A 14,905-nucleotide genomic window follows, 5' to 3' on the forward strand; every position below is an offset into this window, starting at 1 on the left:
AACAGGGCGGGCTTTTTTTGCGCAATCGGCTCAGACTGCCAGGGCCTGCAAAAGCTCGGTCTCTATGAGCAGCTGGCGCTGGTTGTTCTGCAGCTCCGCACCCTCGATGAGGAAGCTGTCCTCCACGCGCTCGCCCAGCGTGCTGACCTTGGCCAACTGCACGCTCAGGTGGTGCTGGGCCAGGATGCGCGCCACGGTGTAGAGCAGGCCGGCGCGGTCCGTGGCCGAGATGGACAGCAGCCAGTGCTGGGCCTTGTCGTCGGGTCGCAGCGTGACGCGCGGCGCGAAGGGGAAGCTCTTGACGCGGCGCGACAGGCGCCGGGGCGAGGGCTCGCGCAGCGGCCCGCCCTCCATCAGCGCGGCGACCAGGTCGTTCTCGACCATGTGCATGAGTTCGCGGTACTGCTCCTGCATGGCGGGCGCCACCACCTGGAAGGTGTCCAGCGCATAGCTGTTGTGGGCCGTGTGCACGCGCGCATCCAGGATGGAAAACGCTGCGCGGTCGAAGTAGCCGCAGATGCGCGCGAACAGATCGGGCTGGTCGGGTGCGTAGACCAGCACCTGCAGGCCCTCGCCCGCCAGTGAGCGGCGCGCACGCACCACGGGGCGGGTGGTGCCCACGTGGCGCGACAGGTGGCGTGTGTGCCAGGCGATGTCGGCCGCCTCGTGGCGCATGAAGTAGTCCACGCCCAGCGTGTCCCAGAGCTTCTTGTGGGACTCGAAGGGCTGGGCCGTCAGCGCCAGCTGCACCAGCGCCTCGCGCCGGCGCGCCTCGATCTCGGCGGCCGCGTCGGGCGCGCGGCCACCCATCACGCGCAGGGTCAGGCGATAGGTGTCCTCCAGCAGCTTGCCCTTCCAGGCGCTCCACACCTTGGGGCTGGTGCCACGGATGTCGGCCACGGTGAGCAGGTACAGCGCCGTAAGGTTGCGCTCGTTGCCCACGCGCTCGGCAAAGGCCTGGATCACCTCGGGGTCCGACAGATCCTGCTTTTGTGCAACCTGGCTCATGGTCAGGTGCTCGCGCACGAGGAACTCGATCAGCTCGGCGTCGGCGCGCGCAATGCCGTGGGCGCGGCAAAAGCGCTTGGCCTCCACGGCGCCGATGATGGAGTGGTCGCCGCCGCGGCCCTTGCCGATGTCGTGGAACAGCGCGGCCACGTACAGCAGCCAGGGCTTGTCCCAGCCGCTGGCCAGCTGGGAGCAGAACGGGTACTCATGCGCATGCTCGGCCATGAAAAAGCGCCGCACATTGCGCAGCACCATGAGAATGTGCTGGTCCACCGTGTAGACGTGGAACAGGTCGTGCTGCATCTGGCCCACGATGCGCCGGAAGGGCCACAGGTAGCGCCCCAGCACCGAGGTCTGGTTCATCAGCCGCATGGCATGCGTGATGCCGCTGGGCTGCTGCAGGATCTTCATGAACGTGGCGCGGTTGACGGGGTCGCGCCGGAAAGCCGCATCCATCAGGTCACGCGCGCCGTACAGCGCGCGCAGCGTGCGTGCCGACAGGTCGGTGAGGCCCACATGGGTCTCGTACATCAGGAAGGTTTCGAGGATGGCATGCGGCTCGCGCTCGTACAGATCGTCGCTGGCCACTTCGATGGTGCCTGCCTTCTCGTAGAAGCGCGAGTTCAGCCGGATCCGCGGCGTGGGGCGCGGGTTCAGGCGCTCCTCGATGTTCAGCCGCAGGATCTGGCACAGCTGGGTCACGGCCTTGGCTGCCCAGTAGTAGTGGCGCATCAGCGTCTCGCTGGCGCGCATGGCCAGCTTGCGGCCCTCGGCCGAGGTGGAGCGGTAGCCAAAGGCCTCGGCCACGGCGGTCTGCTGGTCGAAGACCAGGCGGTCCTCGTGCCGGCCCGCCACGGCGTGCAAGCGCGCGCGTATCAGGCTGAGCATGGCCTCGTTGTCTTCGAGCTGCTGGCGCTCGAAATCGGTGATCAGTCCCTTTTCCGCCAGGGCCTGCCAGCTGTGGCCCAGGCCTGCGGCGCGGGCCAGCCAGATCATGGTGTGCAGATCGCGCAGGCCGCCGGGCGATTCCTTGCAGTTGGGCTCCAGCGAGTAGGGCGTGCTCTCGTACTTGTTGTGGCGCTGGCGCATTTCCAGCAGCTTGCCGGACAGAAAGGCGCGCGCATTCATCTGTGCCTGGTAGCGCTGCTGGAACTCGCCGAACAGCGGCTCGTTTCCGCAGATGCGGCGCGACTCCAGCAAGGCGGTCTGCACGGTGAGGTCGCGCCCGGACTCTTGCAGGCATTCGGCCAGCGTGCGCACGCTGGAGCCGATCTCCAGGCCCGCGTCCCAGCAGCTGCCGATGAACTTTTCTATGCGCGAGGTCAGCTCCGGGTCTGCCGTGCCGGTGGCCGGCAGCAGCACCAGCACGTCGATGTCGGAGTAGGGAAACAACTGGGCGCGGCCATAGCCTCCCACGGCGGCCAGGCAGGCCTCGGCAGGCATGCCGGCGCGGTGCCACAGCGCGCGCAGCAGCGTGTCGGCCAGATCGCTCAGGTGCTGCAGCACCAGGCGCACGCCGCGCCGGCCCATGGTGGGCGCCAGCAGCGAGCCTATCCAGCGTCCGCGATCGAGGGCGTACTGCGCGCGCAACTGCTCCAGCGAATCCGGGGCTGCGGGCGCAGAGTTGGAAGGAGTGTGGTCAGTGATCTGTTTCATGCGCGGCCAGGGCAGGGGAGGCGCCTGGAGCGGGTGCCCCGGGCGCAGTGCCATTTTGCCTGCGCATCACGCAAGAAACATGCCGAGCCTCAGCAGCTCGTGGCGGTCACGAAGGGCGGGAGCGCGGGCGAGCCGGCCGACAGGGTCATGACTTCGTAGCCCGTCTTGGTCACCACCAGGGTGTGTTCCCACTGGGCCGAGAGGCTGTGGTCCTTGGTCACGATGGTCCAGCCGTCCTTGCCCAGTTCCTTGATCTCGCGCCTGCCCAGGTTGAGCATGGGCTCGACGGTAAAGACCATGCCCTCTTCGAGAACGGTGCCCGTGCCGGGGCGGCCATAGTGCAGGATCTGCGGCTCTTCGTGGAACTTCTGGCCGATGCCGTGGCCGCAGAACTCGCGCACCACCGACAGGCCGTGGCCTTCGGCAAAGGTCTGGATGGCGTTGCCGATGTCGCCCAGCGTGGCGCCGGGCCTGACCTGCTGGATGCCCAGCCACATGGCGTCGAAGGTCAGCGCCGACAGGCGCTTGGCCGCGATGGAGCACTCGCCGATCAGGAACATGCGGCTGTTGTCGCCGTACCAGCCGTCCTTGGTGATGACCGTGACATCCACATTGACGATGTCGCCCTTCTTGAGCGGCTTGTCATTGGGGATGCCGTGGCAGACCACATGGTTGACCGAGGTGCACAGGTGCCCGGGATAGGGCGGGTAGCCAGGCGGCTGGTAGCCGATGGTGGCGGAGACCGTGCCCTGCTGCGCCATGCATTCGGCGCCCAGCCGGTCGATCTCGGCCGTGGTGATGCCGGGCTTGATGTGGGGGGTGATGTAGTCCAGCACTTCCGAAGCCAGGCGGCATGCCACGCGCATGGCTGCGATGTCTTCGGCGCTCTTGATGGTGATGCTCATGCCCGCAATTATCCCATTGCGCCTTTGGACGTGCAGGGGTAAGGGGCGGCTGTCGCCACCGGGACGGCGCAGCCCGGTAAAATGGCGGCCTCACCGATTCAGCGCCTTGCGGCCTGCCCCCAGCCGGGCGGGGCCGCAGGGCGCTTTTCACAAGCCTCCTCACCCAACAGGCCGCCACGTGACCTTGCATCTGACACAGTTCGAGGGTGGAAACGCTCTCAGCTCGTTCCGCGCCCAGCAGCTTCTGACCGACCTGGTCGCCATCCATCCCAAAATCACCGGCATTGCCGCGCGCTTCGTGCACCTGGTGGCCACGGACGCCGCACCCACGCCCGCATTGCAAGAGCGCCTCCAGGCGCTCTTGACCTATGGAGATCCCTACGAAGGCCCGCAAGGCCCGGCCGATGGCACCGCCCTGGTGGTCACCCCGCGCCTGGGCACGATCTCGCCCTGGGCCTCCAAGGCCACCGATATCGCGCGCAACTGCGGCCTTGAAGTCTTCCGCGTCGAGCGCATCACCGAGTACCGCGTGGTCCTCAAGAGCGGCCTGCTCGGTGGCAAGCCCGAGCTGTCGGCCGAGCAGACCGCGCAGATCGCGGCCCTGCTGCACGACCGCATGACCGAATCGGTCTTCGCCACGCGCGCCGAGGCCGAGCGGCTGTTCTCCGCCCTGGAAGCCGCTCCCATGGAGTTCGTCGATGTGCTGGGCGGCGGCCGCGCGGCGCTGGAGACTGCCAACCGCCAATGGGGCCTGGCACTGGCCGACGACGAGATCGACTACCTGGTCGACGCCTTCAAGGGCCTGCAGCGCAATCCCACGGACGTGGAACTGATGATGTTCGCGCAGGCCAACAGCGAGCACTGCCGCCACAAGATCTTCAACGCCCAGTTCACCATTGACGGCGTGGCCCAGGACAAGAGCCTGTTCGGCATGATCCGCCACACGCACCAGGTCTCGCCCCAGCACACGGTGGTCGCGTACTCGGACAACGCCTCCATCATGGAAGGCCATGAGGTCGAGCGCTTCGTCGCCACCTTCGAGGCAGCCCTGGACAAGATCAAGGCGCCCAGCTACCAGAAGAAGAAGGCCGTCAACCATGTCCTCATGAAGGTGGAGACGCACAACCACCCCACGGCCATCTCTCCCTTCCCCGGCGCATCGACCGGCGCGGGCGGCGAGATCCGCGACGAGGGCGCCACGGGCCGCGGCTCCAAGCCCAAGGCCGGCCTGTCGGGCTTCACGGTCTCCAAGCTGTGGGGCAGCGAAGTGGGCAAGCCCGAGCACATCGCCAGCCCGCTGCAGATCATGATCGAGGGCCCGCTCGGTGGCGCGGCCTTCAACAACGAGTTCGGCCGTCCCAACCTGACCGGCTATTTCCGCGAGTACGAGCAGCAGGTCGGCGTGGGTGCCGATGCCGTGATGCGCGGCTACCACAAGCCCATCATGATCGCGGGCGGCCTGGGCGTGATCGACTCCGAGCTGACGCGCAAGATCGAATTCCCCGCCGGCACCCTGCTGATCCAGCTGGGCGGCCCCGGCATGCGCATCGGCATGGGCGGCGGCGCTGCCAGCTCCATGGCCAGCGGCACGAACGCGGCCGAGCTGGACTTCGACTCCGTGCAGCGCGGCAACCCCGAGATCGAGCGCCGCGCCCAGGAAGTCATCAACCACTGCTGGGCCCAGGGTGACAAGAACCCCATCCTGGCCATCCACGACGTGGGTGCCGGCGGCCTGTCCAATGCCTTCCCCGAGCTGACCAACGATGCGGGCCGTGGCGCGCGCTTCGACCTGCGCGCCGTCAACCTGGAGGAATCCGGCCTGGCGCCCAAGGAAATCTGGTCCAACGAAAGCCAGGAACGCTATGTACTGGCCATCGCGCCCGAATCGCTGGCGGAATTCACGGCCTTCTGCGAGCGCGAGCGCTGCCCGTTTGCCGTGATCGGCACGGCCACCGAGGAGCGCCAGCTGGTGCTGGAGGACACGGCCGTGGCCTCGGGCGACCAGAAGTTCCCCGTGGACATGCCCATGAACGTGCTGCTGGGCAAGCCGCCCAAGATGCACCGCGACGTGGCCACCGTGCAGCGCGAGCTGCCCCCCATGGACCTGACCGGCGTGCCCCTGGAAAAGGCCGTGATCGACGTGCTGGCCCACCCCACCGTGGCCTCCAAGCGCTTCCTGATCACCATCGGCGACCGCGCCGTGGGCGGCCTGACCCACCGCGACCAGATGGTCGGCCCCTGGCAGGTGCCCGTGGCCGACGTGGCCGTCACGCTGGCCGATTTCCAGGGCTTCAAGGGCGAGGCCATGGCCATGGGCGAGCGCACGCCGCTGGCGGCCATCAACGCGCCGGCGTCGGGCCGCATGGCCGTGGCCGAGGCCATCACCAACATGCTGGCCGCGCCCATCGAACTGTCCAGGGTCAAGATGTCGGCCAACTGGATGGCGGCCTGCGGGGAGCCCGGCGAAGACGCGGCGCTCTACGCCACCGTCAAGGCCGTGGGCATGGAGCTGTGCCCGCAGCTGGACATCTCAATTCCCGTGGGCAAGGACAGCCTGTCCATGCGCACCCAGTGGAACGAGGGCGGCCAGGTCAAGAAGGTGACCTCGCCGGTCAGCCTGATCATCACGGGCTTTGCCTCCATCGACGATGTGCGCGGCACGCTCACGCCCCAGCTGGACGCCTCGGAAGACGACAGCACCCTGGTGCTGGTGGACCTGGGCCGCGGCAAGATGCGCATGGGCGGCTCCATCCTGGGCCAGGTGCTGGGCCAGACCGGCAACGAGACGCCCGACCTCGATGACGCCAAGGACCTGATTGCCCTGGTCGATGCCGTCAACGACCTGCGCGCCAAGGGCCTGATCCTGGCCTACCACGACAAGGGCGACGGCGGCCTGCTGGCCACCGTGGCCGAGATGGCCTTTGCCGGCCATGTGGGCGTAGCCATCAACGTGGACATGCTGGTCACCGAAGGCGACGGCATCAGCGACAGCCGCATGGACTCGGGCGAAGGCAAGAACTGGGCCTCCCAGATCAGCGGCCGCCGCGACGACATGACGCTGCGCGCGCTGTTCAACGAAGAACTGGGCGCCGTGCTGCAGATCCGCACGGCCGACCGCGCCGCCGTGCTGCAGACCCTGCGCGAGCATGGCCTGTCCACCTGCAGCCACATCATCGGCAAGACGCGTCCTGCCTCCTCCAAGGTCGATGCGGGCAAGGGCGAGCTGCAGGTCTGGCGCGATGCCAAGTCCGTCTTCGGCGCCTCGCTCAGCGACCTGCACCAGGTCTGGGATGCCGTCAGCTGGAAGATCGCCCAGCAGCGCGACAACCCGGCCTGCGCCGACAGCGAGCACGCCGCAGCCGGCGAGCCTGCCGACCCGGGCATGCACCTGCACCTGACGTTCGACCCGGCCGAGAACCCGGCCGCACCCTTCCTGAACCTGGGCGCGCGGCCCCGCGTGGCTGTGCTGCGCGAGCAGGGCGTGAACTCCCATGTGGAAATGGCCTACGCCTTCACCGAGGCCGGCTTCGACGCCGTGGACGTGCACATGACCGACCTGCAAAGCGGCCGCGCGCAGCTGCAGGACTTCGCCGGCGTGGTGGCCTGCGGCGGCTTCAGCTACGGCGACACGCTGGGCGCCGGCATCGGCTGGGCGCGCTCCATCACCTTCAACGACAGCCTGTCCGCGCAGTTCCAGCAGTTCTTCGGCCGCAGCGACACTTTCGGCCTGGGCGTGTGCAACGGCTGCCAGATGTTTGCCGAGTTGGCCGACATCATTCCCGGTGCCCAGGACTGGCCGCGTTTCACGCAGAACCAGAGCAACCGCTTCGAGGCGCGCCTGTCCATGGTGGAAGTGCTGGAGTCGCCCAGCCTGTTCCTGCAGGGCATGGCCGGCAGCCGCCTGCCCATCGCCGTGGCCCACGGCGAAGGCTTTGCCAACTTCCGCTTCCGCGGCAATGCGGACAAGGCCATCGCCTCCATGCGCTATGTGGACAACCACGGCAAGGCCACCGAGCAGTACCCGTTCAATCCCAACGGATCGGCCGGCGGCCTGACGGCAGTGACCACGGCCGATGGCCGCTTCACGGCCATGATGCCCCACCCCGAGCGCGTGTTCCGCAACGTGCAGATGAGCTGGACCAACGGCGACAAGTCGGAATTCAGCCCCTGGATGCGCGTGTGGCGCAACGCCCGCAAGTGGCTGGGCTGATGCACTGAGCGACGCTGCAAAGCAGACAAAGGCCCTTCGGGGCCTTTGTTTTTTTGCGCCTGTCCTTACTGCTCCAGCATCTGTCCCGTGCGCGCGCGGGCCTGCTGGACCAGGGTGGAGATCAGCACCGTCTCGGGCAGGTTGTGCCAGTAGCGGCGCGGCATCTCGCGCAGCATGGCCTGCTCCTTCAGGCGCGCGGGGTTGAAGGTGCTGGCGTAGTAGGTCAGCCACAGGGCCTCGCCCGCGTCGGCTGGCGGGGCATCGCTGCGGCGTGCGCCGGGCGCCAGGCGCAGCGCATGGCCGTCCCAGTGCGCGCTGCATTGCGGCGTGAGGATGGCCCAGTGCATGTTGGCAAAGCGCTTGCAGAAGAAGGGCGCCGCCGCGCGCACGATGTGGTGCTCGGGCTCGAACCAGGCGATGTGCAGCTCGGGCAGGTTCTGCCGCTGTGTCGTCCGAAAGCGCACAAAGGCGTGCATCTTGTGGATCTCGCGCGAGACGGGGCGGGCCAGGGCCTCGATGGCGCGCCAGTCCGCATCCAGCGCATCCAGCCGCAGTTCGGGCCGGGCCTGCATGCGCGCCAGCCAGTGGTGGCATAGCTCGAAGCGGCCCGCCGCGCGGTGCATGCAGGCATGGCGCAGGGCGGACATCTGGGTGTCCGACAGGGACAGCCCTGCCTCGCCGGGGCCGGCCAGCCCGGCGAGTGCCGAGGCGGGCATGGCCTGCTGCGGCGCGCTGGAAAACAGATCCACCCCCGCGCCGAGTGGCTGCGCACCCCGCGTGTCGGGCCACCGCCAGCGCACCGCAGCGGGGTCGGCGCCGTGGGCCAGCAGCGCCCGGCAGGCTGCGCGAAAGCCGGGCCAGTCGTCGGGGCTGTCGAGTTCGATGGTGAGGGCCTGTCCGTGCATGGCGTGCTCCAGGTTCTAGAACAGGCTGGCCTGCAGTGCGCTTTGCACGCGCATGCCGCTGTGCCGCGCCTGGGCCTGGCTGGCCTGCGACTGCGCGATCAGCCGCGTGCGCAGCGCGGCCGAGTCGGTCTCGCCCAGCAGGGGGCGGTGGCCGTCGATCAGCACGAAGGGCAGGGCCTTTTGCACGGGGGCGCGCAGCCGCAGCAGGTCGTCCAGCCGCAGCCGGCGCACGCGGCGCGCCGCCAGGAGGCGCTCCACCGTCTGCGTGCCCAGGCCCGGCACGCGCAGCAGCAGGCTGCGAGGCGCACGGTTGAGGTCCACGGGGAACTGCTGGCGGTTGGCCAGTGCCCAGGCCAGCTTGGGGTCGATCTCCAGGTCCAGCATGCCGTGGCGGCTGGCCGCCGCGATCTCGCCCGCCCCGTAGCCGTAAAAGCGCATGAGCCAGTCGGCCTGGTAGAGCCGGTGCTCGCGCATGAGGGGCGGCGCCTGCGGCGGCAGGTCGCGCGAGGCATCGGGAATGGGGCTGAAGGCCGAGTAGTACACGCGGCGCAGGCCGTAGCCCGCATACAGCGTATGGCTGGACTCGAGGATGTCGGCATCGGTTGCGCGGTCGGCGCCCACGATCATCTGCGTGCTCTGCCCGCCCGGCGCGAAGCGCGGCACGGCGGCGCGCTGCGCGGGCGCGCCGGGCAGGGACTGCGCCTGGCGCTGCTCGCGCGTGGCCGCGCGCCAGGCCTGCACATGCCGGTCCACGCCCTGCATGGCCTGGCGTATGCGCCGGCCGTCCTTTTCGGGCGCGAACTGCGCCAGGCCGCTGGCCGTGGGCAGTTCCACATTGATGCTCAGGCGGTCGGCATGGCGGCCTGCCTGGGCCAGCAATTCGGGGGCGGCATCCGGGATGGTCTTGAGGTGGATGTAGCCGCGAAAGTCATGCTCCTCGCGCAGGCGGCGGGCCACTTCCACCAGCTGCTCCATGGTGTAGTCGCTGGAGCGGATGATGCCGCTGGACAGGAACAGCCCCTCGATGCAGTTGCGCCGGTAGAAGTCCAGCGTCAGCTGCACCACCTCGGCCACCGTGAAGCGGGCGCGCTGCACGTTGGAGCTCTTGCGGTTGATGCAGTAGCGGCAGTCGAAGATGCAGACATTGGTCAGCAGGATCTTGAGCAGCGAGATGCAGCGCCCGTCGGGCGCATAGCTGTGGCAGATGCCCATGCCGGTGACCGAGCCCATGCCCTTGCCGTCCAGCGAGTCGCGCCCCTGCGATCCGCTGGAGGCGCAGCTGGCGTCGTACTTGGCGGCGTCGGCGAGGATGAAAAGTTTGCGTTGCAGCTCCATGGCTGTATGAATATACAGTATATTTGCCTGGCACATCCGGTTTTTCGAGAGCCCATCCCCCAGCCAGGGTCTGGTCCGGCCTTGCCTGGTTCCGGTTTGAACGCACTGTCGGGCTATCGCAATGGCCGGCGGATTGCAATGGTTGCCAGTGCAATGGAATGAAACCGTTTTCAGTGCGGAATGAGTGCTTGCTTTCAATGGGTGGCGATGTGCATCGCAGGAAATGGTGAATGCGTGTTTCCTGCGTCTTTTTGCAATGTCTGAAGGCTGGTACGGCTTGGTGCCATCAATGCATGCGCTGATATAGCGCAGCTGGCTGCGCGCCATGGGGTTCCCGGTTCATGGGAGAGAGGTTTGACGTTGTTGTGATTTGTTTCAAATTGCCGATAACTATTGCTGATAGGCTTTCGGGCTTGCCGGGCGCGGTCGTTTCTTCATTCAATGCGCCTGGCGATGACAAACACTTGGAGAGGGAGCTTCGGTGTCGCGTGTATTAGGAACAGAGAGCGAAGTGCTGGCGCTATCGCCGGACGCTTCCTCCAGCAAGGCCGCCAAGGGGCTGCAATCGCCCGCCAAATGGCCCACCATGGGTGCCAACGATGTGGCGGTGTGGGGCGAGTGCCAGGGCAGCGGCAGCAAGCCCTACCAGACCCAGGTGGACCTGTCGGGCCCCTCCTTCAAATGCTCTTGCCCCAGCCGCAAGTTCCCCTGCAAGCATGGGCTGGCGCTGATGCTGATGCGTGCGGGCGGCCAGGTCACCGAGGGCGGCGATCCACCGGCCTGGGTGCAGACCTGGCTGGACAGCCGCCAGGAAAAGGCCGAGAAGAAGGAGGCCAAGGCTGCCGCCGCGGCGGCCGAGCCGCCACCCGATCCCGAGGTTGCGGCCAGGCAGCAGGCCAGGCGCGAAGACAAGCGCTGGGACAAGGTCGAGGCGGGCCTGCAGGAACTGTCGCTGTGGATGCAGGACATGGTGCGCGCGGGCCTGGCCAACCAGGCCGGCGACTCCCAGATGCGCCAGCGCTGGAACACCATGGCCGCGCGCATGGTAGATGCGCAGGCCACGGGCATGGCGGCACGCATCAAGGACTGCCGGGATCTGGTGGACAGCCACCGCGACTGGCCACGCGACATGCTGGTGCAGTTGGGCCACTGGCAGCTGATCATCGACGCCGTGCGCCGCCGTGAATCGCTCAGCCCCGAGGTCAAGGCCGACGTGATGGCCGCGCTGGGCTGGCCCATGGACAAGGCCGAAGTGCAGGCCCGCGGCCAACTGGTCGAGGACGAATGGCTGGTGGCCGGCCTGCGCATGATCGAGCGCGAAGGCCGGCTCATGGAGCGTCGCGTCTGGCTGCACGGGCAGCGCACGGGCCGCATGGCCCTGGTGCTGGACTATGCGCAGGGCGGGCGCGGCTTCGAATCGGCGTGGGTGCCTGGCCATCGCTACGGTTGCGCGCTGAATTTCTACCCGGGCCATGCGCCGCTGCGCGCCATTGCCGCCAACGGCAACGGGCCTGCGCTGCCTGCCGAGGACGCCAGCCCGCTGGACACCTCGGCCGTGGGCGACGTCCTGCAGCAGATGGGCCGGCGCATTGCCGCCAACCCGCTGCAGGCCACGCAGCCGTTGTGCCAGGACGGGTTGCGCCTGGTACCTGCCCAGGGCCAATGGTTTGCGGCCTGGCCCGATGCGCCGGGCGCATCGGCGGCTGCGCCCGGCGTGTCTGCTGACGGCACTGCCGCGCCTGTGCAACCCGTTCCCGTGGCCATTGACGATGCCGAAGCCTGGCGCCTGCTGGCGCTCAGCGGCGGCGCGCCCATGCAGCTGTTTGGCGAATGGGAGCCCGGCCCGGCCGTGGGCCGCTGGCGCCTGCTGAGCGCCTGGCAGGCCCGCGAGGGCGAAAGCGCCCGGCAATGTATCTGGCAGAACCAGGGTGAACCGGTATGAGCAACACACAACTTTGGACTGCGCTGCAGCAATCGGCCATGGTCGGCTCGGACCGGCTGGCCGTGCCGCCTGCGCTGGCTTCGGGCGTTGATCCGTCTGCCCCGTGGTCGCAGCAGGCCGTGCAGGCCGCGCTGCTGCCCCGGGCGGACCTGCCCGGCGACTCGCCCGCCCAGCAACTGCTGCGCGCCAGCGCCGTGGCGGCCGTGTTCGAGCGCGCAGGCTGGCAGCCCGGCGCGCAGGTGCGCCTGCCGGCGCCGCTGGCCGTGCCGGCCGCGGCGCCTGCAGAATCGCGCCCCGCGCCTGCCGATGCTCGCTTGCAGACCTTGATGGGCGACGTGCTCAAGGACGGGCCGTTCGAGCTGCAGGCCTCGATGCTGCGCACCCTGGACCAGGCGGGCCAGCGCCTGCCCCATGACCTGCTGGTGCCTGCGCTGGAGCAGGGCCGCCAGTCCGTGGAGCTGCGCCAGTGGCTGGCCCCGGTGCTGGGCGAGCGCGGGCGCTGGCTGGGCGCGCTCAATCCGCAATGGAGCTATGCCAGCGGCGTGGAGGAAACCGCCGACCCCGAACTGGTCTGGCAGGAGGGCTCGGTCGAGCAGCGCGTGGCCCTGCTGCGCAGCGAGCGCGCGGCCGATGCCGCCCAGGCCCGTGCGCGGCTGGAAGGCAGCCTGAAGGAACTGGGCGCCAAGGAGCGCCTGCCCATGGTCCAGGCACTGACCGTGGGGCTGGGCATGGACGACGAGCCGCTGCTCGAAAAACTGCTGTCCGACCGCAGCAAGGAAATCCGCGAGAACGCCGCACAAATGCTCTCGTGCCTGCCGGACAGCGCACACAGCCAGCGCGTCATGGGCTGGATGCAGTCCATGCTTCAGCAGGACGACAAGGGCCAGTGGAACGTGGAGCCTCCCGAGGAAGGCCTCAAGGAATGGGAGCGCGACGGCATCACGCTCAAGCCCGATGCCTACTTCCGTGGCGGCAAGAAGGCCTGGCTGCTGGAGCAGATGGTGCAGCTCACCCCGGTGTCCTTCTGGACCCGCGCCCTGGGCCTGACGCCCCTGGAAGTGATGGAGTGGAGCCGGCGCAGCGACTGGAAATCCTCGCTGCGCCAGGGCTGGGTGCGGGCCCTGCAGTACCAGCTGGACGTGGAATGGATCGATGCCGCCCAGGCCCTGGGCCGCGACATGCGCCACGATGCGCTGCTGCCCGCCCTCATGGCCCGGCTGTCCCCCGAAGAACGCGAGTCCCGCTGGATTGCACAGTTCGAGCGCGACAGGCACAAGCTCATCGACGCCATCGAGGGCATGTCCCAGTCGCTGGGCGGTGCCGAACTGCTCTCGCCCGCGCTGTCGGCGCGGCTGACCGAGGCACTGCATGTGGCCGTGGGCGGCAAGCAGATCACGGGCAACTGGCACAGCTACCGCGCCGACCAGGCCCTGCTGTCCTGCGCGCGCATGCTGGACGTGACCGCGCTGGAGCGCTTTGCCGAGCTGTGGCGCAAGCCCTCGGTGCTGGATGCACAGGTCGAGCCCGAGCCGGAGCCCCCGGCCGAGCCTGTTGCAGAGACCGCAGCCGCTTCGGCATCTGCAGCAACAGCCGCCCCGGCCATTGCCCTCACGCCCCAGCAGCAGGCGCGCCTCGAACGCAGCCGCGCGCGGCCCTGGGACGAGGAGCGCATGCGCGGCCACCTGGAGCGCATCGTCGAGCTGCGCCTGGGCCTGCACCAGGCCTTCATCGCACTGCGCGGCCAGGCCTGAGGCCGGGCCCGCTTTGCCACCCACCCCCTACCGAATCCCATTCCCATCCCTTTCCGGAAGCACACCATGAGCCAAGTCCTGCGCCAGCATGCCGAACAGCAATTCGCCGAAGAACTCGAAGCCCTGCGCAAGGTGGACGACCGTCCGCGTCCGCCCAACTGGAAGCTGTCGCCCTGGGCCGTGCTCCAGTACCTCATGGGCGGCAAGCTCGGCAACGGCTTCGAGGTCAGCCCCAAGTACATCGGCAATCCGCGCCTGATGGAAATCGCCGTCTCCACCCTGGCCACCGACCGCGCCCTGCTGCTGTACGGCGTGCCCGGCACGGCCAAGTCCTGGGTGTCCGAGCACCTGTCGGCCGCCGTCAGCGGCGACTCCACCATGCTGGTGCAGGGCACGGCCGGCACCAGCGAGGAGCAGCTGCGCTACGGCTGGAACTACGCGCAGCTGCTGGCCCATGGCCCGTCCGAGAAGGCGCTGATTCCCAGCCCCCTGGTCAACGCCATGAAGCTGGGCAAGATCGCCCGCATCGAAGAGCTGACCCGCATCCCGGCCGACGTGCAGGACACGCTGATCACCGTGCTGTCCGAAAAGACACTGCCCGTGCCCGAGCTGGGCACCGAGGTGCAGGCCGTGCAGGGCTTCTCGGTCATCGCCACGGCCAACAACCGCGACAAGGGCGTGAACGAGCTGTCCAGCGCGCTCAAGCGCCGCTTCAACACCGTGGTCCTGCCCGTGCCGGCATCGCAGGACGAGGAAGTGCAGATCGTCACCAAGCGCGTGGCCGAGCAGGGCCGCGCCCTGGCCCTGCCCGCCGAGCCGCCGGCCCTGCAGGAAGTGCGCCGGGTGGTGCAGATCTTCCGCGAGCTGCGCAACGGCCAGACCGAGGACGGCAAGACCGTGCGCGTGAAGTCGCCCAGCAGCACGCTGTCCACGGCCGAGGCCATCTCGGTCATCAACAGCGGCATGGCGCTGGCCGGGCATTTCGGCGACGGCGTGCTGCGCGCGGGCGATGTGGCCTCGGGCCTGCTGGGCGCCGTGATCAAGGACCCGGTGCAGGACAGCGTGGTCTGGAAGGAATACCTGGAGACCGTGGTCAAGGAGCGCAGCGACTGGAAGGACCTGTACCGCGCCTGCCGCGAGCAGCTCTGAAGCCCGCACTCCCGCACCGCTGACCGACCGCATCTTCTGCGCAT

8 protein-coding genes are annotated in these 14,905 nt (G+C 68.5%); 4 read left to right on the forward strand and 4 right to left on the reverse strand.

Annotated elements, in window-relative coordinates; genetic code table 11:
• Positions 1-30: 30 nt before the first annotated feature.
• Both ACRSCF_RS09110 and map read right to left on the reverse strand, forming a co-directional pair.
• Complete coding sequence (locus ACRSCF_RS09110) at positions 31-2,664, reverse strand: [protein-PII] uridylyltransferase (RefSeq protein WP_046986780.1); 2,634 nt, start codon at positions 2,662-2,664, stop codon at positions 31-33.
• An 89-nt stretch (positions 2,665-2,753) separates the two neighbouring features.
• Positions 2,754-3,569 (reverse strand): type I methionyl aminopeptidase, encoded by an 816-nt coding sequence (gene map / locus ACRSCF_RS09115; RefSeq protein ID WP_016450769.1) that lies wholly within the window; start codon positions 3,567-3,569, stop codon positions 2,754-2,756.
• Between the two features lie 178 nt (positions 3,570-3,747).
• Between map and purL the strand changes: the two genes are divergently transcribed.
• Positions 3,748-7,779 (forward strand): phosphoribosylformylglycinamidine synthase, encoded by a 4,032-nt coding sequence (purL, locus tag ACRSCF_RS09120; RefSeq protein ID WP_244387933.1) that lies wholly within the window; start codon positions 3,748-3,750, stop codon positions 7,777-7,779.
• A gap of 65 nt (positions 7,780-7,844) precedes the next feature.
• Here purL and ACRSCF_RS09125 read toward each other — a convergent pair whose 3' ends face one another.
• Together ACRSCF_RS09125 and ACRSCF_RS09130 are read right to left on the reverse strand one after the other, a co-directional pair.
• A complete protein-coding gene (locus ACRSCF_RS09125; protein ID WP_244387934.1) occupies positions 7,845-8,684 on the reverse strand; it encodes a TIGR03915 family putative DNA repair protein in 840 nt (279 codons plus the stop codon).
• A gap of 15 nt (positions 8,685-8,699) precedes the next feature.
• The gene (locus ACRSCF_RS09130; RefSeq protein WP_016450772.1) at positions 8,700-10,019 is read right to left on the reverse strand and encodes a putative DNA modification/repair radical SAM protein; all 1,320 of its coding nucleotides are present in this window, start codon (positions 10,017-10,019) and stop codon (positions 8,700-8,702) included.
• Positions 10,020-10,500: 481 nt separating this feature from the next.
• Here ACRSCF_RS09130 and ACRSCF_RS09135 point away from each other — a divergent pair, with 481 nt between their 5' ends.
• The 3 genes from ACRSCF_RS09135 (at position 10,501) to ACRSCF_RS09145 (ending at position 14,861) form a co-directional block, all read left to right on the forward strand.
• Entirely contained in the window at positions 10,501-11,961 is a 1,461-nt protein-coding gene (locus tag ACRSCF_RS09135) for an SWIM zinc finger family protein (protein WP_026062073.1), read from the forward strand.
• Positions 11,958-13,712, forward strand: a complete 1,755-nt coding sequence (locus ACRSCF_RS09140; protein ID WP_244387935.1) for a DUF5691 domain-containing protein — start codon at positions 11,958-11,960, stop codon at positions 13,710-13,712. The genes ACRSCF_RS09135 and ACRSCF_RS09140 overlap by 4 nt, the downstream gene beginning before the upstream one ends.
• Positions 13,713-13,778: 66 nt before the next feature.
• Entirely contained in the window at positions 13,779-14,861 is a 1,083-nt protein-coding gene (locus ACRSCF_RS09145) for an AAA family ATPase (RefSeq protein ID WP_016449186.1), read from the forward strand.
• Positions 14,862-14,905: the final 44 nt, after the last annotated feature.

Source organism: Delftia sp. 11MD, from assembly GCF_050907895.1.
GTDB lineage: Bacteria > Pseudomonadota > Gammaproteobacteria > Burkholderiales > Burkholderiaceae_C > Comamonas > Comamonas tsuruhatensis.

Bases quoted from the DNA above. Each gene is read 5' to 3' on its own strand.
- ACRSCF_RS09110 (WP_046986780.1), bottom strand. From the start codon at position 2,664: ATGAAACAGATCACTGACCACACTCCTTCCAACTCTGCGCCCGCAGCC.
- ACRSCF_RS09140 (WP_244387935.1), top strand. From the start codon at position 11,958: ATGAGCAACACACAACTTTGGACTGCGCTGCAGCAATCGGCCATGGTC.
- ACRSCF_RS09130 (WP_016450772.1), bottom strand. From the start codon at position 10,019: ATGGAGCTGCAACGCAAACTTTTCATCCTCGCCGACGCCGCCAAGTAC.
- map (WP_016450769.1), bottom strand. From the start codon at position 3,569: ATGAGCATCACCATCAAGAGCGCCGAAGACATCGCAGCCATGCGCGTG.
- ACRSCF_RS09125 (WP_244387934.1), bottom strand. From the start codon at position 8,684: ATGCACGGACAGGCCCTCACCATCGAACTCGACAGCCCCGACGACTGG.
- ACRSCF_RS09145 (WP_016449186.1), top strand. From the start codon at position 13,779: ATGAGCCAAGTCCTGCGCCAGCATGCCGAACAGCAATTCGCCGAAGAA.